Raw genomic sequence first — 25,356 nt, 5'->3', positions numbered from 1 at the left:
AAGGATAAGCTGGGGTAAATATGTGGCGCCGCAACTGACGGTTAGGTGACGCGGGCAATTGCTAGGGCGGCTTTCCCGCGCAGTTACAATTGAGCGCCGCGCCAACCTCGCTGTTGTCCCGGACAAGCGTAGCTTCCGACAGAGTTGCCGGCTCGCTCCGTAACCGCTTCCTCTGGTTATGGGCCCCCGCGCCCCGTGCGCAATTGCGCACCAGGCGGGAACGACAGCGAAGAGTGGGGCGACGACGGAGCGCCTAACTCGCAGCGAACCCAAGCGCCCCTACGCCGCCCGGATATTGCCCATGAAGCGATCGAGCTCGGCGCGCAAACGCGTGCTTTCGGATGACAGCGTCTTGGCCGAGTGCAGCACCTCCTCCGAGGCCGAGCCGGTCTCGGCGGCGCCGCGGTTGACCTGGCCGATATCGGTAGCCGCGGTCTGGGTGCCCTGTGCCACCGTGTGGACGCTGCGCGCGATCTCCTGCGTTGCCGCGCCCTGCTGCTCGACCGCGCTCGCGATCGAGGTCGAGATCGACGAGATCTGGCCGATGGTCGTCCCGATCTCCTTGATCGCCGCAACCGATTCCGCCGTGGCGCCCTGCATGCCGGTGATGTGCGAGGAGATCTCGTCGGTGGCCTTCGCGGTCTGGCTCGCCAGCGACTTCACCTCGCTGGCAACCACGGCGAACCCACGGCCGGCTTCACCGGCGCGCGCCGCCTCGATGGTGGCATTGAGCGCCAGCAGATTGGTCTGTTCGGCAATCGCGGTGATCAGCTTGACCACTTCGCCGATCTGCTGGGCGGCATGCGACAGTTTGCCGATGCGCCCGTCAGTCTCCTTGGCCTGAACCACGGCGGCCTCGGCAATGCGGCTGGAGTCGCGGACCTGGCGGCCGATCTCCTCGACCGAAGCGGACAGCTCTTCGGTCGCGGTGGCGACCGACTGCATGTTGGAGGAGGCCTGCTCGGAGACGCCCGCAACCTGGCTCGACAGGCTTTGCGTGGTCTCGGCGGTACGGGTCAGCGTGGAGGCCGCCGATTCCAGCTGCACGGCGGAAGCCGAGACGTTGGAGACGATGGCGCCGACCGCGCTCTCGAAATCATCGGCAAAGCGGATCAGCTCGGCGCGCCGGCTTGCAGCCTGCTCCTGGTTCTGGGCTTCGCTGGCGGCGGCATCGCGCTCGGCCTTTGCAACAGCCTGGACCTTGAACTCCTCGACCGCACCGGCCATCTCGCCGATCTCGTCCTTGCGGCCGAGACCCGGCAGCACCACGTCGAAATTGCCCGAGGCAAGCTCACGCATCGCCTTGCACATCGCGATCATCGGACGCGAAATGCCGGTGCCGAGCAGGAAGGCGAGAACCGCACCAAGCAGCGTACCGCCAATGGCGAGTATCAGAACCAGTTGCTCGGTCTGCCCGATGGTCGCTTCCGATTCCGACTCCAGCCGTTGCTGTTCGGCGACGAGGTCCACCTTCATGGCGGTCGCCCCTTGCAGGATCGCACCGGCCGAACCGCTCATCTCGGTGACAAGGTCATCGACCAATTTGGCTTGCGCGATCAGCTTCTCCAGCGCCTCGCGATAGGCAGTGAGAAACGCTTTGGCCTCCTTCAGGCCGGCGACGATCTTGGCGTCCATGGAATAGATCGCGCCGAGCGAGTTCTCGACGAACTTCAGGCGCGCCATCGCACTTGCTCCGACGGCTTGGTCGGAGTTGAGGATGAAATTGCTCGCGGCGGCGCTGACGGTCTGGAATTGGGCGTTGACCTGCTTGGTGCCGAATTCAATCGATTGCGCCTCGGAATCGGAGGCGTTGTTACCGACGTCGTCCAGCTTGTATTTCAGGAGGTTGGCGTTGCGCTGAAGCTGATTCTGGACCAGAAGCGCGCTGTCGCGCTTGGCCTGCAGGATCTTGGCGAAGGTCGCCGAGAAGTTGGAAAATTCCTTGGCGAGCTTGTTGAGGCTCTCCAGCCGCGCCGGCTTCTTGGCGTTCTTGATCGCCTGATCGATGGCGTTCTTCAGGCCGGCCTCGGCGTCCAGCGCCGCCTTGGCGTCCTCTTCTTTGCCGGTCACCACGAAGTAACGGGCGGCCGAACGATAGCCGAGCAGTTCGCGGTCGATATTGCGGGCAAGATCGGCCTCCGAGACGCTGCTTCGGTAGGATCCGACGCCTTCCGAAACGCGCTCGAAGCCGAAATAGGAGAAGGCCATGCTGCCGGCGGAGATCGCCAGCACGACGGCAAAGCCGAGGATGATTTTGGCGCGAAACCGGAGAGTGGGAAATATTGTGCGCTTTGACGGCGACCCGATACGCCCGGACATTCCTACCCCCATCGTATTCCAAACAGCCGCGATCCGAAGGCGCCCCGCCTTCCCGACCGGTTGCGCAAAACTAGGGCAGAAACGTCAAGGGGCGGTAAATTCGTCCTATCTCAACGCGCTTCCGGCTTCTCGGCCAAAGGGCGCCCACGGGGGCGCCGGGCTGGCATCCACGCAAATTGTGCGCGCTTATAATGACAATAAGCGGGAAATCGCCCTCGCCTCCGCCTAACCGGCCGAGCCGCGGATGCCGACTCGCAGTCGCAAAGCCATTGTTTCCACGGCGGGATCAATGACTTTTCCATGACGCGGGCGACCAAAATCCTAGTTGCAAAGTTCCGGGCCGCTGTCTCTAATTAGAAGCAATCAAAAATCAATCCCGGGAGGACTACACCGTGTCTACAGTCAAACTGACAGTGAACGGCAAGGCCGTTGCTGTCGACGTCGAGGACCGCACGCTGCTGGTCCAGCTCCTGCGCGATCACCTCAATCTCACGGGAACCCATGTCGGCTGCGACACCAGCCAGTGCGGCGCCTGTGTCGTGCACATGGACGGCAGGGCGGTGAAATCCTGCACCATGCTGGCGGGCCAGGCCGACGGCGCCAGCATCACCACCATCGAGGGCATCGCCAAGGGCGCCGAACTGCACCCGATGCAGGCCGCTTTCCGCGACAATCATGGCCTTCAATGCGGCTACTGCACGCCGGGGATGATCATGTCGGCGATCGACATCGTGCAGCGCCATGGTGGCCAGCTCGACGAAGCCACCGTCCGCCACGAGCTGGAAGGCAATATCTGCCGCTGCACCGGCTACCACAACATCGTCAAAGCCGTGCTGGATGCAGCCGGACGCATGAAAGTCTCGCAGGCGGCCGAGTAAAGCGGCGCGTCTCGACGAACAAAATCACTGCTGCCGCTCTCGAAGGAAGGCGCAGCCATAAAATTTCCGGTCGGGAGGACCAGTCATGGGTGTTGAAGGCATCGGCGCGCGGGTCGTGCGCAAGGAAGACAAGCGTTTCATTACCGGCAAAGGCCGCTACGTCGACGACATCAAGCTGCTGGGCATGACCCACGCCCATTTCGTCCGCAGTCCGCATGCGCACGCCAAGGTCAAGGGGATCGATTCCTCCGCCGCGCTGAACATGCCGGGCGTAGTCGCCGTGCTCACGGGCCAACAGATCGTCGACGACAAGGTCGGCAACCTCATTTGCGGCTGGGCCATCACGTCCAAGGACGGCAGTCCGATGAAAATGGGCGCATGGCCGGCGATGGCGCCGGAGACGGTGCGCTTCGTCGGGCAGGCCGTCGCCGTCGTGATCGCCGAAAGCAAGAATCTGGCGCGCGATGCGGCGGAAGCCGTCGTCGTCAGTTACGAGGAACTTCCCGCGGTCGCCGACGTCCACGCCGCGATCAAATCAGGCGCGCCGCAGCTTCATCCCGAGGCCCCCGGCAACCAGGTCTATGACTGGGTGATCGGCGATGAGGGCGCCACCGATGCCGCCTTCGCCAAAGCCGCCAATGTTGTGAAGCTCGACGTCACCAACAACCGCCTCGCTCCGAATGCGATGGAGCCGCGCGCGGCGCTCGCCGATTACGACGCGGCGGAAGAGCATTTCACGCTCTATACGACCTCGCAGAACCCGCACGTCGCCCGCCTCGTGCTGTCGGCATTCTACAACATCGCGCCCGAGCACAAGCTGCGCGTGATCGCGCCCGACGTCGGCGGCGGCTTCGGCTCCAAGATCTTCATCTACCCCGAGGAGATGGTGGCGCTGTGGGCCTCCAAGAAGATCGGCCGTCCCGTGAAATGGACCGGCGACCGCACCGAGGCCTTCCTCACCGATGCACATGGCCGCGACCATGTCACCCATGCCGAAATGGCGTTCGACGCCAATAACAAGATCACCGGTCTCAAGGTAAAGACCTACGCCAATTTCGGCGCCTACATGTCGCTGTTCTCGTCCTCGGTGCCGACCTATCTCTATGCGACGCTATTGTCGGGCCAGTACAACATCCCGGCGATCCACGCCGAGGTGATCGGGGTCTACACCAACACCACGCCGGTCGACGCCTATCGCGGCGCCGGCCGCCCCGAGGCGAGCTATTTGATCGAACGGCTGATGGAGACGGCGGCGCGACAGTTGAACGTGGACCCGGCCGCGCTACGCCGGAACAACTTCATCACGGAGTTCCCGCACCAGACGCCCGTGATCATGGCCTATGACGTCGGCGACTTTAACGCCTCACTCGATGCTGCGATGAAGGCGATCGACTATGCCGGCTTTGCCGGGCGCAAGGCCAAGGCGAAAGCCGACGGCAAGCTGCGCGGCATCGGCGTGTCCTGCTACATCGAGGCCTGCGGCATCGCGCCGTCCAAGGCGGTCGGCAGTCTCGGCGCCGGCGTCGGCCTGTGGGAGTCCGCCGAGGTGCGGGTCAACCCGGTCGGCACCATCGAGATCCTCACGGGATCGCACAGCCATGGTCAGGGTCACGAAACGACGTTCTGCCAGCTCGTCGCGGAACGCCTCGGCGTTCCCATCAGCCAGGTCTCGATCGTCCATGGTGACACCGACAAGGTGCAGTTCGGCATGGGCACCTATGGCTCGCGCTCTGCGGCCGTAGGCCTCACCGCGATCCTCAAGGCGATGGAGAAGATGGAATCCAAGGCCAAGAAGATTGCGGCGCATGCGCTGGAAGCTTCCGAGGCCGACATCGTCATCGAGAACGGCGAGTTCAAGGTTACCGGCACCGACAAGGCGATCGCCCTGCCGATGGTCGCGCTCGCAGCCTATACCGCACATAATCTGCCTGACGGGATGGAGCCGGGCCTGAAGGAAAGCGCCTTCTACGACCCGACCAACTTCACCTTCCCGGCGGGCACGTATATCTGCGAGCTCGAGGTCGATGCCGGCACCGGCAAGACTTCCTTCGTCAACTTCGTCGCGGCCGACGATTTCGGCCGGCTGATCAACCCGATGATCGTCGAGGGCCAGGTCCATGGCGGCCTTGTTCAAGGCATCGGGCAGGCGCTGCTCGAGCATGCGATTTACGATGACAACGGCCAGCCGATCACGGCCTCGTTCATGGACTACGCCATGCCGCGCGCCGACGATGTGCCCTCGTTTAATCTCTCCCACACCACGACGCTGTGCCCGGGCAATCCGTTGGGCATCAAGGGCTGCGGTGAGGCCGGCGCGATCGGCGCCTCTGCGGCCGTGATCAACGCGATCACGGATGCGATCGGCAAGAACAATCTGGAAATGCCCGCAACCCCTGACCGGGTGTGGCGCACGATCCACGCGGCTTGAGGGAGCAACCAAGATGTACCAGACAAAATATCATCGCGCCTCCTCGGTGGACGAGGCCGTCAGCCTGTTCGGCAAGAGCAGCGAGGCGAAGTTTCTGGCCGGCGGCCAGACGCTGCTGCCAGTCATGAAGCAGCGGCTTGCCAGTCCATCTGATGTCATCGACCTCGGCAAGATCAAGGAGCTGCAGGGCGTCGAATTGTCGGGCGATACGCTGACCATCAAGGCCGGCACAACCTATTACGATATCATGACGAATGCCGATGTGAAGAAGGCGATTCCCGCAATCGCCCATCTCACCTCGGTGCTCGGCGACCCTGCCGTGCGCTATCGCGGCACGATCGGCGGCTCGATTGCCAACAACGATCCCGCGGCGGACTTCCCCGCCGCGCTGCTCGCGCTCGGCGCAACCGTCAAAACCAACAAGCGGTCGATTGCGGCGGAGGACTTCTTCCAGGGCCTGTTCTCGACGGCGCTCGAAGACGGCGAGATCATCACGGCGGTAGCTTTCCCGGTGCCGGCGAAGGCAGGCTACGAAAAGATGCGGCACCCGGCCTCGCGCTTCGCGCTGACCGGCGTGTTCGTCGCGCAGACCAAATCGGGCGAGGTTCGGGTAGCCGCCACCGGCGCCTCGCAGAGCGGCGTGATGCGGGTGCCCGCGATCGAGGCCGCGCTGAAGGCGAACTGGTCGCCATCGGCGATCGACAGCGTCAGCATTTCGGCGAACGGATTGCTCGCCGACATCCACGGCACGGCGGAGTACCGCGCCAACCTCGTCAAGGTGATGGCACAACGCGCGGTCGCTGCCGCGGGCTGATAGCGCCTCGACGCAAATTTTCCGCGGCGCGCACTTCGGTGCGCGCCGTTTTTATTTTGGCCGTGCGCCGTGAAAACCGCTTGCCTCGCTGGCGTGAAGGCGAGAAAAGTTAATCACCCAGTTAACTCGCCCCACTGAGGAAATGTCCGAGGCGATTGCCGAATAACGGCACCCGCCCGCGGCCCGAGGAAACAACAACGTGCTCGACAAACCAGCCCCCACCTCCTCCGTTCGCGCCTCCGGCCCGCTCGCAGGCTTCCGCATCGTCGAATTCGCCGGCATCGGACCCGGCCCGTTCGCCTGCATGATGCTGGCTGACATGGGCGCCGACGTCGTCACACTCGATCGGGTCGGCGCCAAGAAGAGCATGAAGTCGGTCGCAGGCCGCGGCCGCAAGGTGATTGAGCTCGACCTCAAGGACAAGGCCGCGATTGCGCAAGTGCTCGACCTGCTCGCCAGCGCCGATGCGCTAGTCGAGGGTTTTCGGCCCGGCGTGATGGAGCGGCTCGGCCTTGGGCCTGATGTCGTGCTCGCGCGCAACCCCAGGCTGGTCTATGGCCGCATGACCGGTTGGGGCCAGGAAGGCCCGCTGGCGAACGCGGCCGGTCACGACATCAATTACATCTCCATCACCGGCGCGCTCGCCGCCATCGGCACCAAGGAAGCGCCGGTGCCGCCGCTCAATCTCGTCGGTGATTTCGGCGGCGGCGCGCTCTATCTCGTCGTCGGCGTGCTCGCCGCGCTGCTGGAAGCATCAAGATCCGGCAAAGGCCAGGTCGTCGACGCCGCGATGTGCGACGGCGCGGCTTCGCTGATGTCGTTCTTCTTCGACATGACCACGCTCGGCCGCTGGACCGAAGGGCGCGACCAGAACTTCCTCGACGGCGGCGCGCATTTCTACGGCGTCTATGAATGTGCCTGCGGGCACTTCGTCTCGATCGGCTCGATCGAGCCGCAGTTCTACGCGCTGCTGCGCGAGCATGCGGGCCTGCTGGATGCCGATTTCGATGCGCAGATGAATCCCAAGGCCTGGCCGGCGCTGAAGGAGAAGCTCAAGGCCGTGTTCAAGAGCAAGACGCGCGAGGACTGGTGCAAGATCATGGAAGGCACCGACATCTGCTTCGCACCGGTACTGACCATGTCGGAAGCCACGCAACACCCGCACATGGTCGCGCGCAACGTCTTCGTCGAACGCCACGGCGTGAAACAGCCCGCCCCCGCGCCGAGATTCTCACGCACGCCGTCGGCGGTTCGCGAGCCGGAAGGTGCGGAGATCGGGGCAGTGATGGAGGCGTGGAAGGCGACGAAATAGTCGCACGCGCTAAACCATAGGGTGGCCAAAGGCGCGTTGCGCCGTGCCCACCATCGATCCGCGATTGCAAATGAACAGGGCGGGCACGCTTCGCTTTGCCCACCCTCCAACACCTGCATTGACGCGACAGTGTGCCTGAAAGCAGCGCCTACGCCGCATCCACCTTCAGCACCCCGCGGCGGATCTGATCCTCCTCGATCGATTCGAACAGGGCCTTGAAATTGCCCTCGCCGAATCCGTCGTCGCCCTTGCGCTGGATGAACTCGAAGAAGATCGGCCCGATGGCGTTGGCTGAGAATATCTGGAGCAGCACCTTGGTCTGGCCGCCCTCGACCACGCCTTCGCCGTCGATCAGGATGCCGTTTCTCTGGAGACGCGCGAGATCCTCGCCATGCTCAGGCAGGCGCGTATCCACCTTCTCGAAATAGGTCTCGGGCGGCGGCGGCATGAACGGCAGGCCGGCGTCACGCAGATCTTCGATGGTGCGGTAGATATCGCGGCAGCCGCAGGCGATGTGCTGGATACCCTCGCCGCGATAGGTTTTCAGATATTCCTCGATCTGGCCGGAATCGCCGGCGTCCTCGTTAATCGGAATCCGGATCTTGCCGTCGGGGCTGGTCAACGCGCGTGAGAACAGACCGGAGGCGCGGCCCTCGATGTCGAAGAAGCGGATCTGGCGGAAGTTGAACAGCTTCTCGTAGAAGCCGGTCCAGACATCCATGCGGCCGCGATGAACGTTGTGGGTGAGGTGGTCGAGATAGAACAGGCCGGCGCCGACCGGCCGCGGATCGCGTGCGCCCAGCCATTCGAACTCGGCATCATAGGCCGACCCCTTGGCGCCGTAGCGATCGACCAGATAGAGCAGGCTGCCGCCGATGCCCTTGATCGCGGGCACGTCGAGCGTCTTCTGAGCGGATGATGCGTCCGCGGGCTCGGCGCCCAGCGAAATCGCCCGGTCATAGGCCGCCTTCGCATCGACGACGCGGAACGCCATCGACGGCGCGCAAGGGCCGTGCGCGGCGACGAAGTCGTAAGCATGGGTGCCCGGCTCCTCGTTGACGAGATAGTTGATGTCGCCCTGGCGGTAGACCGTGATCTTCCTGGTCTTGTGGCGTGCGACGGGCGCATAGCCCATCAGCTTGAACAGCGCGTGGAGCTCGCCCGGGTTGGGATGCGCATATTCGACGAACTCGAACCCGTCGGTGCCCATCGGATTGTCGGCGCTGATAGTGGCCGGCGGTGCATCGTACGGAAACGGTCCCATTGGCGGCTCTCCAAATTGCTGCTTGGGAGGAACTATCCTTCATGATGGCTGCAATGAGCGTGCAAACGGAACGGGATTTCACTATCATATGCACGATCCGTGCATAAATTGGGCAAAAGACGCATGATTTCGGTTGACGCCTTCGACCTCAGGATCCTCAGTGCGCTCCAGGACGATGGTCGCCTCACCAATCAGGAGCTGGCCGACCTCGCGGGCCTCTCGGCCTCGCAATGCTCGCGCCGGCGGATGCGGCTGGAGGAGGAGAAGGTGATCGCGGGCTATCACGCCGATCTCTCCAGCGAGGCACTCGGCTTCGGCGTGGTCGCCTTCATCCAGGTGACGCTTGCGACACACTCGCCGGATAATTCGAAGCGGTTTCGCGCGCTGGTCGGCCGCATCGACGAAATCCAGGAGGCCTATTCGCTCACCGGCGACGCCGATTACGTGCTGAAGGCGGTGCTGCGCGATCTCAAGGGCCTCTCCAACCTCGTCAACGACGTGCTGATGCCGCATCAGAGCGTGGCGCATGTGCGCTCCTCGATCGTGCTGGATAGGCTGAAGGAGAGTTCGCGGCTGCCGCTCAAGGAGATCAAGGCCGGCTGAAATCGAGGGAACTACGTCATTCGCGCTAGCTACGCGATCTGCGATCATCGGGACCAATCCGGAGATTCTGCCATGGCCCTCCAGCTTCGACCGAACTGCGAATATTGCGACCGCGACCTGCCGCCCGATGCAACGGATGCGCGGATCTGCTCCTACGAATGCACGTTCTGTGCGGAGTGCGTTGAAACGAAGCTGTTCAACGTCTGCCCGAATTGCGGCGGCGGGTTTGCGCCGCGCCCGATCAGGCCCGCGCAGGAATGGCGGCCGGGCGTGTGCACGACCAAGCAGGTCCCGTCAGACAAGCGGGTGCATTTGAAGTACAGCCCGGAGGAGGTCGCGGCGCATTGCGCGCGGATCAAGGATGTGGCGCCGGAGAGACGCTGAGCTGCCTCAGCACCGTCATTGCGAGCGTGGCGAAGCAATCCAGACTGCCTCCGCGAAAACACTCTGGATTGCTTCGTCGCTTCGCTTCTCGCAATGACGAGGTGGTGGCGGCAGCGCGCCCTACTCCGCCGCCAGAATCGTCCCCTCGACCTCGCCAAAGCCGACACGATAGCCCTCGCCCTGGCACCAGCCGCGCATGACCAGGCTGTCGCCGTCTTCCAGGAACGAGCGTTTAACCCCACCCGGCAGTTCGACCGGCTCGGTGCCGTTCCAGCTGATCTCGAGCAAGCTGCCGCGCTGGTTCTTTTCCGGGCCGGAGATGGTGCCGGACCCTAAGAGATCGCCGACATTCATGGCGCAGCCGGAGGAGGCGTGGTGCATGAGCTGCTGCACCGAGGACCAGTACATGTATTTGAAATTGGTGCGGCTGATGCCGGCGGGCGCGTTGGCGCCGGCGGCGCGCAGGGAGACGTCGAGCGCGATGTCATAGTTCTGCGGCTTGGTCTGCTTGAGATAATCCAGCGGCACCGGCTCTTGCTCAGGCCCCTTCAGGCGGAACGGCTCCAGCGCCTCGCGTGTCACCACCCACGGGCTGATCGAGGTCGCGAACGCTTTTGCCAGGAACGGGCCGAGCGGCACATATTCCCATTGCTGGATGTCGCGCGCGCTCCAGTCGTTGAGCAGCACGAAACCGAAGATCATCTCCTCGGCTTGTTGCTCCCCAAGCATGCCGCCCATCGGCGAGGGCTGGCCGATCACGACGCCCATCTCCAGCTCGAAATCAAGCCGCTTGCTGGGCGCAAAGCTCGGCAGCTCCACATTCGGCGGCTTCAATTGTCCGCGCGGGCGCTTGAGCTTGGTGCCGGAGACCACGACGGTGGAGGCGCGGCCGTTATAGGCGATCGGCATATGCAGCCAGTTCGGCTGCAGCGCGTTGTCCTTGCCGCGGAACATCACACCGACATTGGTGGCGTGTTCTTTCGACGAATAGAAGTCGGTGTACCCGGAGACCGCGAACGGCAGATGCAGTTTCGCATCGCGCATCGGCACCAGAGCCTGCTTGCGCAGCTCCTCGTTGTCGCGCAGCTCCGGATGATCGTGGCGCAGAAGCTCGCTGATCCGTGCCCGCGTCTTCGCCCAGACCTTTGGCCCCAGCGCCATGAACGGATTGATCGAGGGCCCGGAGAACACACCGAGCGGGCCGACATCGAGCCGGGAATCCTGCTCGAGTTCCCAGAGATCGAGCACGTAATTGCCGATCGCAACGCCGACCCGCGGCGTCGGATTGGCCGCGGTCGAGAACACGCCGTAGGGCAGGTTCTGGATCGGAAAGTCGGAGGCGGGATCGACGTCGATGAAGGAGCGGAGGCTGGGGTCGTTGGGGTGAGGCATTTGTTTCCCGTGGCGCAGCGGTGGGGGTGTCACCCTCCCCTGGAGGGGGAGGGTCGGCTCATATTGAGCGCAGCGAAATGTGAGACGGGGTGGGGTGATCTCTCAGCACGAGCACCGCCTCGATGGAAAGACCGTCACCCCACCCGCTCGCTAACGCGAGCGACCCTCCCCCTCCAGGGGAGGGTAAGAGGCTACGGCTTCGTTGGATCGAACCTCTTCTCCAATCCCTTCCAGCAATCCGCGTAATCGTCCTGCAGCGTGGACGCATTCGCCGCATGCGCTGTCACGCGCTGCGGGTAGCGGGTCTCGAACATGAAGGCCATGGTGCCGGTCAGCTTCACCGGCTTCAATTCGCCGTTGCTGGCATGCTCGAAGGCGTCGCGATCCGGGCCGTGCGGCAGCATGCAATTGTGCAGGCTCATGCCGCCTGGAACGAAGCCCTGCGGCTTGGCATCGTAGACGCCGTAGATCAGGCCCATGAACTCGCTCATGATGTTCATGTGATACCAGGGCGGGCGGAAAGTGTTTTCGGCGACCATCCAGCGCTCGGGGAAGATCACGAAGTCGATATTCGCGGTCCCCGCAGTCTCCGACGGCGACGTCAGCACCGTGAAGATCGAGGGATCGGGATGATCGAAGCCGATCGCACCGACCGGCGAGAAGGTCCGCAGATCGTATTTGTAGGGCGCGTAATTGCCGTGCCAGGCGACGACGTCGATCGGCGAATGCGGCAAATTGGTCTTGAACAGCGAGCCGCCCCACTTCACGTAGAGCTCTGTCGGCGTGTCCTTGTCTTCGTAATGGGCAACCGGCGTGAGGAAGTCGCGCGCATTGGCGAGGCAGTTGGCGCCGATCGGCCCGCGCTCCGGCAGCGTGAACGCGCCGCCGTAATTCTCGCAGAGATAGCCGCGCGCCGGCCCGTTCGGAATCTCGACCCGGAATTTGACGCCGCGCGGGATCACCACGATCTCGCCCGGCTCGGCGTCGATGCGGCCGAACTCGGTGACGAGGCGCAAGACGCCCTGCTGGAGCACGAACATCAGCTCGCCGTCCGCATTGTAGAAATGCTGGTCCACCATCGATTTGGTGATGAGATAGACGTGCGCGGCCATGCCGGCCTGCGTATTCACATCCCCCGCCGTCGTCATGGTCTGCATGCCCTGAACGAAGGTTACCTCCTCCTTCGGAAGCGGAGTCGGGTCCCAGCGCATCTGCGCGATCGGCAAATCGTATTCGTGGCACGGCGCCGACCGCCACAGGCCCGCATCGACCTTCTCGAAACGCCCCGAATGCTTCACCGAGGGACGGATGCGGTAGAGCCAGGAGCGTTCATTCGTGCCGCGCGGCGCGGTGAAGGGCGAACCGGACAATTGCTCGGCATAGAGCCCGTAGGCGCAGCGCTGTGGCGAGTTGCGCCCGATCGGCAACGCGCCCGGCAACGCCTCGGTCTCAAAACTGTTGCCGAAGCCGGACATGTAGCCCGGGGTGACCTGCGCCGTGCTTCGGATGATCTGATCAGGCGAGGTGTTGATGTTCATGACTATCCTCCTCCTTGCAGCGCAGCCCACATTTCCTGGTCGCGCTTGTCGGTCCAGATCACGGGATCGTCGATCCCGGACGCTTCGTCGAAGGCGCGCGATACGTTGAACGGCAGGCAGTGCTCGTAGATGGCGAAGCTCGAAAACTTCGGATCCATCACCTCGCGGGTTGCCGCCATCGTCTCCTTCAGCGTACGTCCCCTGGCGACCGAGATTTCGGCCGCGCCATAGAGCGAGGTGACGAAGTCGCGCGTCATCGCGATGGCCTCGCGCACCGTGCTAACGCCCTTCAGCGCGTCGCCGCGTCCCGGCGCGATCGCCTTGGGATTGAAGTTGCGGATTTCGTTCAGCGTCAGCGGCCATTCGCGCAAATGCGCATCGCCGCAATAGCAGGCCGAGTGATATTCGATGAGGTCGCCGGAGAACATGACTTCCGCATCCGGCACCCAGGCAACGATGTCGCCGGAGGTGTGACCGGCCCCGAGCTGCATCAGCCGCACCTCGCGTTTTCCCAGATAGATCGACATCTCGCCTTCGAAGGTCAGCGTCGGCCAGGTCAGGCCAGGAATGCTCTGCGCATCCTGAAACAGCCGCGGGAAGCGGCCATATTCGGAATCCCAATCCTGCTGGCCCCGTTCTTCGATCAGCCGGTAGGTCTCCTGCGAAGCGACGATGCCTTGCGCCTTGTAGGCGGAGGCGCCCAGCACGCGCACGGCATGATAGTGCGACAGCACGACGTACTTGATGGGCTTGTCGGTAACGGAGCGCACCCGCTCGATCACCTTGTTGGCCATCGCCGGCGTCGACTGCGCGTCGAACACCAGGCAGCCGTCGTCGCCGACGATGATTGCGGTGTTCGGATCGCCCTCGGCGGTGAAGGCATAGAGATCGGTGCCGATTTCGGAGAAGGTGATCTTCTTCTCGGAGAGGTCGCCGGTGGATGCGAAGTTCTTCGCCATCAATTCGTCCTTCAGGTCACGGGGTCACTGTTGCTGTTGCTGTTGCTGTTGCTGCTGCTGGCCGTCGATCATGCGCCGCTTGGCGAGGGTGATTGCTTCGCGCAGCACGTCGATGTCGCCGATATGGTTGGCGAGGATCAGCACCAGCGCCGCGTCGAAATCGGCGCTCTGCTCCTCGGTGAAGCCGCGATGCGCCTCGACGATGGCACGGAAGGCATCGTCAGGTCGCGTGAAATTGGAGCTGGTGGACAGCGGCATGAAAAACCTCAATTCAGGCCTTGTGTCAGGCCTTGCGCGCGGGACAGGGCCGCCGCGATCGCCGCCTGCGTCGGATGGCGGAAGCGCGCCGCGACGTAGCCGTCGGGCCGGAGCAGATAGGCGGCGCCCGGCTCGGCCTCATAGCGCTTTGCGACCAGGCCCGCGGGATCGGCAAGTCCGCCCGCGCCGCCGATGCGGATGTCCTTCACCCCATCGGGCGCAGCGATCGGCGCGCCGTTGCTGAACGACAGCAGCGTGAAGCCTGTTCCACCCGTCCGGAACGCATCCGTCAAATAGCTCTGCTCGCTCGCGCGGATCGCAACGGGGGCATCGAGCATGGAGCAGCCGGGTAACGGTCCGCCGCGCCAGGCATCTGCATCCGGCGACGACAATGGCGAATCGTAGCTGCACGGCACCGACAGGCGCCCGCCATTGACCATGCGCTTGCCGAACTCGGTCTCCTTGGCGAGCGACAGCACCGCCTTGCGCAGCCGCGCCTCCTGATGCGAGTTCGGCGCCATGAAGTCGGTCGAACGGGTGGATTCGCGAATATTCTCGTCGGCCGCCAGGCTGCGCTCGAGATGATAGCTCTCGAGCAGGCTCGAGGGCGAGGTGCCACGCAGCACGCGGTCGAGCTTCCAGGAGAGATTTTCGGCGTCCTCGAGCCCGGAGTTGGCGCCGCGCGCACCGAACGGCGAGACCTGATGGGCGGAGTCGCCCGCGAAAATCACGCGGCCATGGATGAAGCGGTCCATCCGCCGGCACTGGAATTTGTACAGTGAGATCCACTCGAACTCGAACTTGTCGTGACCGAGCATGCGCGCGATCCGCGGCTGCACGTTCTCCGGCTTCTTCTCGACGACGGGGTCGGCGTAACGATTGAGCTGGAGATCGATGCGCCAGACGTCGTCGGGCTGCCGGTGCAGCAGCGCCGAGCGTCCCGCATGGAACGGCGGATCAAACCAGAACCAGCGCTCGGTCGGGAATTCCGCGGTCATCTTGACGTCGGCGATCAGGAACTGGTCCTCGAACACTTGTCCTGCGAATTCGGCCCCGACCATTTGCCGCAGCGAAGACCGCGCGCCGTCGCAGGCGATCACATATTGCGCGTGCAGGCGATAGGCGCCCTCGGGCGTTTCGATCGTCAACAGGGCGGAATCGTTGCGCTGCTCGAGCGCCGTCACCTTGTTGCGCCAGCGCAGGTCGATCTCGGGCAGATCCTGGATGCGATCGACCAGATAGGCTTCGGCGTAGTATTGCTGCAGGTTGATGAAGGCCGGCCGCTTGTGGCCGTCCTCGGGCAGGAGGTTGAACTGGTAGAGTTGGGAGTCGCCGTGAAAGATCCGGCCGACGCTCCACACCACGCCCTTGGCGACCATGCGGTCGCCGACGCCGAGCCGGTCCCAATATTCCAGCGACCTCTTCGAGAAGCAGATCGCGCGGGAGCCCTCGCCAATGCGGTCGGCATCATCCAGAAGGACGACGCGCTGGCCGCGCTGGGCGAGATCGATCGCGAGCGACAGCCCGACCGGACCGGCGCCGACAACCACGACCGGATGCTCGGCCGGGCTTTGAGCGGCGCGGTCCTGATCGGGATGGCGGCGATAACCGAACTGGGCTTTGGCCTGATGCGTTTTGGCCTGATGTGTCTCGGCCTGCGCCATACACGAACCTCGGCTCTGGTCAGGGGAAGACTGATCTGCTAGATAGTCTCACGTGCAACTATTTTGGACCGGAGCCGGCCGGCCGTCAACTGGAATTCGGAGCGCGCTCCTTGGCAAGGACATCCAGCGACATCGCAGTGAAGGCACGCGAAGCCGATGAGGCCTCCGTAGCGCCAAAGGCACGACTCGACCTGTTCAGATTCGTACCGTTCCGTCTCAACCGGCTCGCCGCCGAAGTCAGTTCCGCGCTCTCGGTCGAATATCAGGAACGGCATGGTCTCGACATTCCCGCCTGGCGCGTGATCGCCACGCTCGGGTTCCGCGTCGATGCCTGCAGCGCGCAGTACATCGCGCAATGCACCCGCACGCACAAATCGACCATCAGTCGCGCGGTGACCACGCTGCTGAATGAGAATCTGATCGAGCGGGTCGAGAACGAAGCCGACCGCCGCGAATTTCGCCTCCAACTGACGAAGAAGGGCCGCGCGCTCTATGAAGAGCTATTCCCGCAATTGCTGCGGCGAGAAGACGAAATCCTCGCCTGCCTCTCCGCGCAGGAACGCAAGCAGCTTTCGGTGCTGCTCGGCAAGATCGAGCAGAGCCTCGATTTGATCCAGACCAGCGAAGAGGCCGATGCCAAGCAGGCGTACTAGGATACTGTCATTCCGGGGCGTCGCGACAGCGGCGAACCCGGAATCTCCCGCTACAACTTCTGGATTCCGGGTACGGTCCCTATTTCGCAAACGACCGCGACGGCGGCAGATGCAGCGCGAAGGCGTCGACCTTGTCACTGGCGCGCGGATAAATCTCGGTCACGATCGGATCATGGCCGGGGATGAATCGATCGGGGTGGCCGGCGAGGCGCTCGATCGTCTCCCAGCCCACCGCCATGTCGCCGACATTGTAGACGATCGGGAACGGGCTGCGCCGCTGCAGATTGGCGTAGTAATGCGCGGCATCGGATGCCAGCACCACCGGCCCGCGCGCGGTTTCGACCTTGACCACCTGCAAGCCGTCGGAATGACCGCCGACACCATGCACTGTGACGCCGGGCGCGACCTCACCATCGCCGGAATAAAACGTGACGCGCTCGCCATAGACGTGGCGCACCATCTGCGTGACGTGCTCGACCGAGAACGGATGGCGCAGCAGGCCGTTGCACATGCAGCGGCCGGTCGCGTAGGCCATCTCGCGTTCCTGGAGATGAAAGCGCGCATTCGCGAAGCGATCGAGATTGCCGGCATGGTCGTAATGCAGATGCGTGACGATGACGTCGCCAATGTCTAACGCCGCGACGCCGAAGCGCTCAAGCGCATCGACCGGATTGAGCGTCAGCTTGCGTGCCCGCGCGCTCGCCTCCTCGGCATTAAAGCCGGTGTCGACCAGAATGTCGCGGCCGCCCCCGCGGATCAGCCAGACGAAATAGTCGAGGTCCTGCGCCGCGCTGTCATGAGGGTCGGGCGCCAGGAAGTTCATGCTGGGGGTGCGCGGCGACATCGTCGCATAGCGCAGGGCGTAGATTTCGTAGGCGCTTCCCATGGTTTTTGCTTGCTTTTCTGAGTGGGGCTTCCGGGACGATCCGGCGCAGCAAGCCACTCTCCGCTGCAAAGGTCAAACGCCTCGCGGCGTGGCGGAGTGAGCCTTCCATGTGAGACCAATCACATTTTCGTCGCCATGAAGGTCCTAACCTTGCCGCCGGTAAGATTGAGCGGATCACGTCGAGCACAACCATGACAGCCCCTTTTATTCCTCTCGCGGCGCGCCCGGACGTTGCGGTCAATCGTCGCGATAACGCCGAATCTCCAAGTGGTTGACGCCCCCTCGCCACGGTTTGATAATGCAGGAAGCGTACGTTAAGGTCGCCGCGGCGCAAGCTGGGAACGGCGCCTTTTTGGCTGGACCGCGCTGATTATGAAAATTCGCTTCGTTTTTCTTCTGCCCTTGCTCATCTCACTCGTCCCGACTGCCCCATCGCTTGCGGCCGGGGACCGTTTTGCGTTGGTCATCGGCAATGCCAAATATCCGGACGCGGATGCCCCGCTGAAGGAACCGATCAACGATGCGCGCGACGTCGCGAACGAGCTCAAGCGCGACGGCTTTGCGGTCGAGATCGGCGAAAATCTGACCGGCGACGGCATGCGCCGGGCCTTCGACAAGCTCTACGGCAAGATCAAACCGGGTTCGGTGGCGCTGGTGTTCTTCAGCGGCTTCGGCATCCAGTCGGCGCGCCAGAGCTATTTGCTGCCGATCGATGCGCAGATCTGGACGGAATCCGACGTGCGTCGCGACGGTTTCAGCCTCGAGACCGTCCTCGGCGAGCTCAACACCCGCGGCGCCGGCGTGAAGATCGCGCTGGTCGACGCCTCCAGGCGGAATCCGTTCGAGCGCCGGTTCCGCAGCTTCTCGGCCGGCCTGACCCCCGTCATCGCGCCGAACGGCACCCTCGTCATGTATTCGGCGGCTCTGGCCTCGGTGGTCTCGGACGCCGGCGGCGATCACAGCCTGTTCGTTCAGGAGCTCCTCAAGGAAATCCGGGTCCCCGACCTGATGGCCGAGGAGACGCTGAACCGCACCAAGATGGGCGTCACCCGCGCCTCGCGCGGCGAGCAGGTGCCGTGGATATCCTCTTCATTGGCCGAAGATTTCTCGTTCAGCCCGGGAGCCGGCGGATCGCGTCCGGCACCTGCGACGCCGCCTGCACCACCCGCGCCGCCGCCGGTCGTCGCCAACAACCCGCCGCCTCCCGCGCCGCCGACATCGCCTCCGTCGCCGAAGCCGGCCGACACCGCCGCGGCGCCCCCGCCTGCTCCGCCGCCTGTACCTGCGCCGGCGCCCGCTCCGAAGCCGCAGGTCGAGGCCGCCCTGCCCCCGCCGCCACCGCCGGTAAAACCGGCTGATCCCGCAGCGGCGCCGAGCACGGACAGCGGGCCGACTGCCGCCGCCCTGGCCGACGATCCCACGATCAAGAGCCTGACCTCCAAGATTGCCGCCAATCCGGACGACGTGAATGCGCTGTACCGGCGCGGACAGGTCTATGCCAGCAAGGGCGCCTACAACCTCGCCATCAAGGATTTTGACGATACGCTAAGGATCAACACCAAGGACGTCGAGGCGCTGAACAACCGCTGCTGGACCCGCACGGTAGTGGGCGACCTGCAGGGCGCGCTGAAGGATTGCAACGAGGCGCTGCGGCTGCGGCCGAACTTCGTCGATGCGCTGGATAGCCGGGGGCTCGTCAACCTCAAGTCGGGCGCAGTCAAGAATGCGATTGCCGATTTCGACGCAGCCCTGAAGATCAATCCGCGCCTGACCTCCTCGCTCTATGGACGCGGCCTCGCCAAGCAGCGCAACGGCTCCGCCCAGGAAGGGGCACTCGATATCGCCAATGCCAAGGCGATGGATCCGAACATCGTTCAGGAGTTCGCAAGCTACGGAGTGCGCTAGTATTTTTTTGGCTTGAGGCAATCGAAAGCCTCGAACCTTGAACCGCCCTGGGAAGACTAATAGGCGGATGCCGCAACAGGTCTTTTCCGAGGCCGATTGCTGTCATTTGGATGCACGCGAGCTGACTGCGCAGGAGGGACTGGCTATGAGATTGGCTGCAAAGGGACTGACCGCGATCCTGTCCATCATCACCATCGGCGCCGCTCTGTCGCTGCCGACCTCGTCCGCCTTCGCCGGCGAAGAAAGCAACAGCAAGAACGTCACCGAGGACGAGATCGTCCGCGCACTGGCGCCGCCGGCCAAGAAGCCCCTGACCCGCGGCCTCTCGATCGCCCCGCAGGCCGATCCCGCACCGAACGCGGCGGAGACCAAGCTGATCCAGTCCGTTCGCGGCCGCTCGACGCGATCGCTGTCGTCGACCGAGCGCGAGGAAATCGCGTCGGTCGCCAAGGACAAGCCGAACATCGATCTCGAAATCACCTTCGACTACAACTCGGCCAATATCAGCGCCAAATCGATGTCCTCAGTGCAGGCGCTCGGCCGCGCGCTGACCAGCCCCGACCTCAAGGGCTCGACCTTCGTGGTCGCCGGCCACACCGACGCCGCCGGCGGCGAGACCTACAACCAGGACCTGTCGGAGCGCCGCGCGGACGCGATCAAGCGCTACCTCGTCGACAAGTACAGCATCTCCGCAACCGACCTCGTCACCGTCGGCTACGGCAAGAGCAAGCTGAAGGACCCGAGCCAGCCGATGGCGGAGGCCAACCGGCGCGTGCAGGTCGTCAATATGGAAAACAAGACCACCGCATCGAAGTGAGCACGACGCAATCCTTTGCGGTGACAAGTCGTCATGTGGTGTAAAGTCTCGCTTCCAAAGCGCGTCCCGCAGCCTTGTGGGGCGCCGCTTTGTTTCAGGGAAACGCTCTCGATGGGCCTCGCGCGGACGGCCGTGAGCCAGGCCAGGATGATCCGGCGATGAACCTCTCCGAATATCTCAAGCCTGCCGGGACCGTGCTGTTCGTCGTCGCGCTCGGCGTCGGCTATTATATGTTCGAGCATCGCAAGCGTCCCGAGCCGAAGGAGACGCAAAGCGAGGCGCTCGTCATCGTGACGAAATCGACCAATGCCTGCTTCTCCGACCTGGTGCGGGTGACCGGCTTCTTCGTGCCGCGCCGCGAGGCCGTGGTCATCGCCGATCAGGAAGGCTCAAGGGTCACCGATCTCCTGGTTACCGAGGGCGCCGTCGTCGCCGACAACCAGGAGCTGGCGCGCCTGACCGCGCCGCCGCAGATCCCCGGCCAGCCGCAGCGACCCGGCCCGCAAGGCCCGGTCTCGCTGAAGGCACCTGCGCCGGGCCTCGTCATCGAAGTGCGCACCATCGTCGGCGCGCCCGCATCCCCGCAGGCCGGCCCGATGTTCCGCATCGCCGTCAACAACGAGATCGAGCTCGATGCTCAGGTCCCGGCGGTGCACATGCCCAAGCTCAGTTCTGGCGCCACCGTGCGCATCAGCCGCGACGATGCGCCCGATTTGATCGGCCGGGTCCGGCTGGTTGCGCCGGAGATCGACCGCGCCACGCAGCTCGGCCGCGTCCGCATCAGCGTCACCAACAATCCCTCGCTGAAGGTCGGCGTGTTCGCGCGCGCCTCGATCGACGCCAAACGAAGCTGCGGCGTCTCGATCCCCAAGACAGCGATTGACCATCTCACCATTCAGGTCGTCGCCAAGGGCAACACGATCGAGACACGCAAGGTGCGGGTCGGACTGTCGTCAGACAGCGCGACGGAAATCCTGGAAGGCCTCAACGTCGGCGAAATCGTCGTGGCCGACGCCGGCTCTTCGCTCCACGATGGCGACCAGATCAAGACCATGTTCGCCGATGAACTCGATCGCACGCGGGTACGCTGATGGCTCTCAATATCTCGGCATGGTCGATCCGCAATCCGCTGCCGTCGGTCGTCTTCTCGATCATCCTGCTGATCCTCGGCTGGGTGTCTTTCACCAAGCTAGCGGTGACGCGGCTGCCTTCGGCCGACATTCCCGTGATCTCGGTCGTGGTCTCGCAGTTCGGCGCGGCGCCCGCCGAGCTCGAATCCCAGGTGACCAAGACGGTCGAAGACGCGGTCTCCGGCGTCGAGGGCGTGCGGCACATCACCTCACAGATCACTGACGGTGTGTCGGTCACCACCATCCAGTTCGCGCTGGAGACCAACACCGACCGCGCGCTCAACGACATCAAGGATGCCGTGACGCGCGTGCGGTCGAACCTGCCGCAGAACGTCACCGAGCCGCTGATCCAGCGCGTCGACGTCATCGGGCTGCCGATCGTCACCTATGCCGCGATATCGCCCGGCAAGACGCCGGAGCAGCTCTCCTACTTCGTCGACGACGTGGTCAAGCGCGCGCTGCAAGGTGTGCGCGGCGTGGCCCAGGTCGAGCGCATCGGCGGTGTCGAGCGCGAGATCCTGGTTTCGCTCGATCCCGACCGCCTGCAGGCCATGGGGCTGACCGCGGTCAATGTCAGCCAGAGCCTACGCGGCACCAATGTCGACGTCGCCGGCGGCCGCGCCGAGATCGGCAAGAATGACCAGGCGATCCGCACGCTCGCGGGCGCCAAGACGCTGAGCGACCTCGCCGGCACCATGATCCCGCTGTTCGGCGGCGGCGAGGTCCGGCTCGACGATCTCGGCACCGTCACCGACACCATCGCCGACCGCCGCACCTTCGCCCGCTTCAACGGCGAGCCGATCGTCGCGCTCGGCATCAAGCGCTCCAAGGGTGCCAGCGACGTGAAGGTCGCCGAGGCCGTGCAGAAGCGCATCGACGCGCTCAAGGCCACCTATCCCGACGTCGACCTGAAGGTGATCGACACCTCGGTCGAATATACCAACGGCAATTACCATGCGGCGATCTCGACCCTGTTCGAAGGCGCCATCCTCGCCGTCGTCATCGTGCTGTTGTTCCTGCGCGACCTGCGCGCCACCATCATCGCCGCGATCTCGCTGCCATTGTCGATCTTCCCGGCGTTCTGGGCGATGGACCTCCTCGGCTTCTCGCTGAACCTCGTCAGCTTCCTCGCCATCACGCTGTCGACAGGTATTCTGGTCGACGACGCCATCGTGGAGATCGAGAATATCGTCAGGCACATGAACATGGGCAAATCGCCCTATCGTGCCGCCCTGGAAGCTGCCGACGAGATCGGCCTCGCGGTGATCGCGATCTCGCTGACGATCATCGCGATCTTCGCACCCGCAAGCTTCATGTCGGGCATCGCCGGACAGTTCTTCAAGCAGTTCGGCATCACCGTCTCGGTGCAGGTGTTCTTCTCGCTGCTCGCGGCACGCTTCGTCACGCCGGTGCTCGCCGCCTACTTCCTCAAGCATGGCAATCACCAAGAGCCGCCGCCCGGCCGCGTGCTGCGGTCCTATCACAGGATCGTGGCCTGGTCGGTGAAGCACTATTTCATCACGGTGCTGGTCGGCTTCGGCGTGTTCGCCGCCTCGATCTGGAGCATCACGCTGCTGCCGCAGGGTTTTCTGCCGGCGCAGGACAGCTCGCGCTCACTGGTTGCCCTCGAGCTGCCGCCGGGCACCCAGCTCGCCTACACTGAAAAGGTCACCGAAGACATCGTCGCGCGCCTGCGCAAGCGGCCTGAGGTGAAGAGCATATTCGTCGATGGCGGGCGCGTTCCACCCGGCACCCAGGAAGTCCGGCGCGCCGCTTTGATCATCAACTACACGCCCAAGGACAGCCGCGACATCACCCAGCGCGAGCTTGAATTTTCGATCAGCCAGGAGCTGGAGAACATTCCAGACATCCGCTTCTGGTTCCTCGACGAGAACGGCCTGCGCGCCATCTCGCTGGTCGTGACCGGCGCGGACGCCAACATCGTCAACAACGTCGCCAGCGAGCTCGCGACGCAGATGAAGCGGATTCCGACCATCTCCAACGTGATCTCGGAAACCACGCTGGAGCGGCCCGAACTGCGCGTCGAACCGCGCGCCGATCTCGCCGCACGGCTCGGCGTCTCGACCGAAAGCCTGTCGCAGACCATCCGCGTCGCCACCATCGGCGATGTCGGACCGGCGCTCGCCAAATTCGACGTCGGCGACCGTCTGGTGCCGATCCGCGTGCAGCTCGAGGATGCCGCGCGCGGCAATCTGAAGACGCTCGAGCAGTTGCGCGTCCCGCTCGGCGAGCGCGGCGAGAAGGGCGGCGTGCCCCTCTCGGTCATCGCCGACGTCAAGCTCGACCAGGGTCCGACCAGCATCAACCGCTATGATCGTGAGCGGCAGGCGACCGTCGCCGCCGACCTCGTCGGTTCCGCCGCGCTCGGCGATGCCACCAAGAAGATCTACGACCTGCCGGTGATGAAGAGCCGGCCGAAGGGCGTGAAGGTCTCCCCCTCGGGCGATGCCGAAAGCCTGAACGAACTCTCCGAGGGCTTTGCCACCGCGATCACGGCGGGCCTGATGATGGTCTACGCGGTGCTGGTGCTGCTGTTTGGCACCTTCCTGCAGCCGATCACGATCCTGTTCTCGCTGCCGCTCTCGATCGGCGGCGCGATCGCGGCCCTGCTGGTCACCGGCAAGCAGCTCACCACACCGGTGTGGATCGGCATCCTGATGCTGATGGGCATCGTCACCAAGAACGCGATCATGCTGGTGGAATTCGCCATCGAGTCCATTCGCGCCGGCACACCGCGTGAAGAAGCCATGATCGATGCCGGCATGAAGCGCGCCCGCCCGATCGTGATGACCACGATTGCGATGGCGGCGGGCATGATGCCGAGCGCGCTCGCGGTCGGCGCCGGCGGCGAATTCCGCTCGCCGATGGCCCTCGCGGTGATCGGCGGCCTGATCTTCTCGACCATCCTGTCGCTGGTGTTCGTGCCCGCGATGTTCATGGTGATGGACGATTTAGGCGCCCTGATCTGGCGCTTCGCCAAGCGACTGATCGTCCACAGCGAGGATGCGGAGGACGTCGGTCATCATGGCGCTGCGCCCGCCGAAGCGATGCCCGCGCCGAAGAACATCGTGCACCCTGCGGCGGAGTAGACGTGACTCAGAGGCCGACCGAACGGAGTGATAGGACGAACGGCGTCAACGAACCTGACCCCGCTGAGGATTTCTTCGCCACGGTACAAAGTTGCGTCAGTTCTGACGAACTGGCTCGCCCCAACGGACGCGAGCCACGCATCTGAATCCCTACTCGTTCCGCGCGATCGCCGTCAGCTTGGTCATGTTCCGCAGCAATATCCGGCCGCGCTGGAGATCAAGGATCGCTTCCTTGCGCCAGGCCTGCAGCTGGCGGTTGACGCTTTCGCGGGCGGCGCCGACGAAGACGCCGAGTTGCTCCTGCGAGATGTGCACTTCGGAGCCGAAATCGGCGGCGAGTGCGCAGAGCCGCCGCGCCAGCCGTACCGGCAGCGGCTGCAGCATGGATTCTTCCATGCGCTCGCTCTGCCAGCGGATGCGCTGGCAGAGCAGTGCGATGATCTTGATCGCGACCTTCGGCTCGCGTTCGAGGAAGCTGAGGAAATCTTCGCGGCGCAGCACGAACAACTCGGTGGCTTCGCCTGCGGTCGCATCCGCGGTGCGATTCTGGCCGTCGAGCACCGCGACCTCGCCGAACAGGTCTCCCGGTCCCATGAAATTGAGCGTCAGCCGGCTGCCGTCAGGGGCACCGGTCTCGATGCGGACCTGACCGCGGCGCACGCCGAACAGCGCGTCCCCGGAATCGCCTTTCTGGAACAGCACCTCGCCATTCCCCAGGTGCTGGGTGTGACAGAGACTAGACAGCCGCTGGAGTTCGTCGGTACCGAGATCCGCGAACATCGGGTTCATCTTCAGAATGACCGCAAATTCGGCCTGCTTGCTCATTTCAATGTCCTTGTGAACGTCCCGGTCAGTTTTCTTGGCAAATCGCTTGAAACCATCAACATCAGGATCGCGTAAAACCGCGCCCGGGAAGTGTGTCACAAGTCACATAAGATTGCAGCACCTACTGACTATTTTTACGCGCTTGGAGCCGCTTCGCGTCCGGGGCTAAACTCAGGCGCGAAGGACGGGTGCAAAGGACGGATATCCGCGGGATTGA

20 protein-coding genes are annotated in these 25,356 nt (G+C 64.0%); 11 read left to right on the top strand and 9 right to left on the bottom strand.

What is annotated here, in order from left to right; genetic code table 11:
* Positions 1-279: 279 nt before the first annotated feature.
* Positions 280-2,319: a HAMP domain-containing methyl-accepting chemotaxis protein gene (locus tag IVB28_RS20775; RefSeq protein WP_247528680.1), complete on the bottom strand. Its 2,040-nt coding sequence runs from the start codon at positions 2,317-2,319 to the stop codon at positions 280-282.
* 392 nt (positions 2,320-2,711) lie between these two features.
* On the opposite strand from IVB28_RS20775, the gene IVB28_RS20770 reads away from it, so the two are divergent.
* The 4 genes from IVB28_RS20770 to IVB28_RS20755 all read left to right on the top strand — a co-directional run bounded on the left by IVB28_RS20770 (position 2,712) and on the right by IVB28_RS20755 (position 7,751).
* Positions 2,712-3,197 carry a (2Fe-2S)-binding protein gene (locus tag IVB28_RS20770; protein ID WP_247528679.1) on the top strand — a complete coding sequence of 162 codons (486 nt, stop codon included), beginning with the start codon at positions 2,712-2,714 and terminating at the stop codon, positions 3,195-3,197.
* An 85-nt stretch (positions 3,198-3,282) separates the two neighbouring features.
* Positions 3,283-5,625, top strand: a complete 2,343-nt coding sequence (locus IVB28_RS20765; RefSeq protein WP_247528678.1) for a xanthine dehydrogenase family protein molybdopterin-binding subunit — start codon at positions 3,283-3,285, stop codon at positions 5,623-5,625.
* A 13-nt stretch (positions 5,626-5,638) separates the two neighbouring features.
* Entirely contained in the window at positions 5,639-6,439 is an 801-nt protein-coding gene (locus tag IVB28_RS20760; RefSeq protein WP_247528677.1) for a xanthine dehydrogenase family protein subunit M, read from the top strand.
* A gap of 199 nt (positions 6,440-6,638) precedes the next feature.
* Positions 6,639-7,751, top strand: coding sequence for a CaiB/BaiF CoA-transferase family protein (locus tag IVB28_RS20755; protein ID WP_247528676.1), 1,113 nt, complete (start codon positions 6,639-6,641; stop codon positions 7,749-7,751).
* A 148-nt stretch (positions 7,752-7,899) separates the two neighbouring features.
* On the opposite strand, the gene hppD is transcribed toward IVB28_RS20755, so the two are convergent.
* Positions 7,900-9,015 (bottom strand): 4-hydroxyphenylpyruvate dioxygenase, encoded by a 1,116-nt coding sequence (gene hppD, locus IVB28_RS20750; protein WP_247528675.1) that lies wholly within the window; start codon positions 9,013-9,015, stop codon positions 7,900-7,902.
* 123 nt (positions 9,016-9,138) lie between these two features.
* Here hppD and IVB28_RS20745 point away from each other — a divergent pair, with 123 nt between their 5' ends.
* Positions 9,139-9,618 carry an Lrp/AsnC family transcriptional regulator gene (locus IVB28_RS20745; protein WP_247528674.1) on the top strand — a complete coding sequence of 160 codons (480 nt, stop codon included), beginning with the start codon at positions 9,139-9,141 and terminating at the stop codon, positions 9,616-9,618.
* Positions 9,619-9,690: 72 nt separating this feature from the next.
* Positions 9,691-10,002, top strand: a complete 312-nt coding sequence (locus IVB28_RS20740; RefSeq protein WP_247495999.1) for a DUF1272 domain-containing protein — start codon at positions 9,691-9,693, stop codon at positions 10,000-10,002.
* Between the two features lie 120 nt (positions 10,003-10,122).
* Here the strand turns inward: IVB28_RS20740 and fahA are convergent, their stop codons facing one another.
* The 5 genes from fahA to IVB28_RS20715 all read right to left on the bottom strand — a co-directional run bounded on the left by fahA (position 10,123) and on the right by IVB28_RS20715 (position 15,813).
* A complete protein-coding gene (gene fahA / locus IVB28_RS20735) occupies positions 10,123-11,394 on the bottom strand; it encodes a fumarylacetoacetase (protein WP_247528673.1) in 1,272 nt (423 codons plus the stop codon).
* A gap of 191 nt (positions 11,395-11,585) precedes the next feature.
* A complete protein-coding gene (gene hmgA, locus IVB28_RS20730) occupies positions 11,586-12,932 on the bottom strand; it encodes a homogentisate 1,2-dioxygenase (RefSeq protein WP_247528672.1) in 1,347 nt (448 codons plus the stop codon).
* Between the two features lie 2 nt (positions 12,933-12,934).
* Entirely contained in the window at positions 12,935-13,891 is a 957-nt protein-coding gene (locus IVB28_RS20725) for an MBL fold metallo-hydrolase (protein WP_247528671.1), read from the bottom strand.
* A gap of 24 nt (positions 13,892-13,915) precedes the next feature.
* On the bottom strand, positions 13,916-14,149 hold the full coding sequence (locus IVB28_RS20720) for a DUF2783 domain-containing protein (protein WP_247528670.1): 234 nt from the start codon (positions 14,147-14,149) through the stop codon (positions 13,916-13,918).
* Between the two features lie 8 nt (positions 14,150-14,157).
* A complete protein-coding gene (locus tag IVB28_RS20715) occupies positions 14,158-15,813 on the bottom strand; it encodes an FAD-dependent oxidoreductase (protein ID WP_247528669.1) in 1,656 nt (551 codons plus the stop codon).
* A gap of 110 nt (positions 15,814-15,923) precedes the next feature.
* Between IVB28_RS20715 and IVB28_RS20710 the strand changes: the two genes are divergently transcribed.
* Positions 15,924-16,466: a MarR family transcriptional regulator gene (locus IVB28_RS20710; protein ID WP_247528667.1), complete on the top strand. Its 543-nt coding sequence runs from the start codon at positions 15,924-15,926 to the stop codon at positions 16,464-16,466.
* 79 nt (positions 16,467-16,545) lie between these two features.
* Here the strand turns inward: IVB28_RS20710 and IVB28_RS20705 are convergent, their stop codons facing one another.
* On the bottom strand, positions 16,546-17,352 hold the full coding sequence (locus IVB28_RS20705) for an N-acyl homoserine lactonase family protein (protein WP_247528666.1): 807 nt from the start codon (positions 17,350-17,352) through the stop codon (positions 16,546-16,548).
* Between the two features lie 372 nt (positions 17,353-17,724).
* On the opposite strand from IVB28_RS20705, the gene IVB28_RS20700 reads away from it, so the two are divergent.
* The 4 genes from IVB28_RS20700 (at position 17,725) to IVB28_RS20685 (ending at position 24,314) form a co-directional block, all read left to right on the top strand.
* A complete protein-coding gene (locus IVB28_RS20700) occupies positions 17,725-19,257 on the top strand; it encodes a caspase family protein (RefSeq protein WP_247528665.1) in 1,533 nt (510 codons plus the stop codon).
* Between the two features lie 145 nt (positions 19,258-19,402).
* Positions 19,403-20,074, top strand: a complete 672-nt coding sequence (locus tag IVB28_RS20695; RefSeq protein ID WP_247528664.1) for an OmpA family protein — start codon at positions 19,403-19,405, stop codon at positions 20,072-20,074.
* 158 nt (positions 20,075-20,232) lie between these two features.
* Complete coding sequence (locus IVB28_RS20690) at positions 20,233-21,165, top strand: efflux RND transporter periplasmic adaptor subunit (RefSeq protein WP_247528663.1); 933 nt, start codon at positions 20,233-20,235, stop codon at positions 21,163-21,165.
* Positions 21,165-24,314 (top strand): efflux RND transporter permease subunit, encoded by a 3,150-nt coding sequence (locus tag IVB28_RS20685; RefSeq protein ID WP_247528662.1) that lies wholly within the window; start codon positions 21,165-21,167, stop codon positions 24,312-24,314. The genes IVB28_RS20690 and IVB28_RS20685 overlap by 1 nt, the downstream gene beginning before the upstream one ends.
* Before the next feature lie 150 nt (positions 24,315-24,464).
* Here the strand turns inward: IVB28_RS20685 and IVB28_RS20680 are convergent, their stop codons facing one another.
* Positions 24,465-25,139, bottom strand: coding sequence for a Crp/Fnr family transcriptional regulator (locus IVB28_RS20680; protein ID WP_247528661.1), 675 nt, complete (start codon positions 25,137-25,139; stop codon positions 24,465-24,467).
* Between the last annotated feature and the right edge of the window lie 217 nt (positions 25,140-25,356).

The sequence above is a fragment of the Bradyrhizobium sp. 199 genome, assembly GCF_023073355.1.
Lineage (GTDB): Bacteria > Pseudomonadota > Alphaproteobacteria > Rhizobiales > Xanthobacteraceae > Bradyrhizobium.
This window is presented reverse-complemented; position numbering and strand designations above follow the sequence as displayed.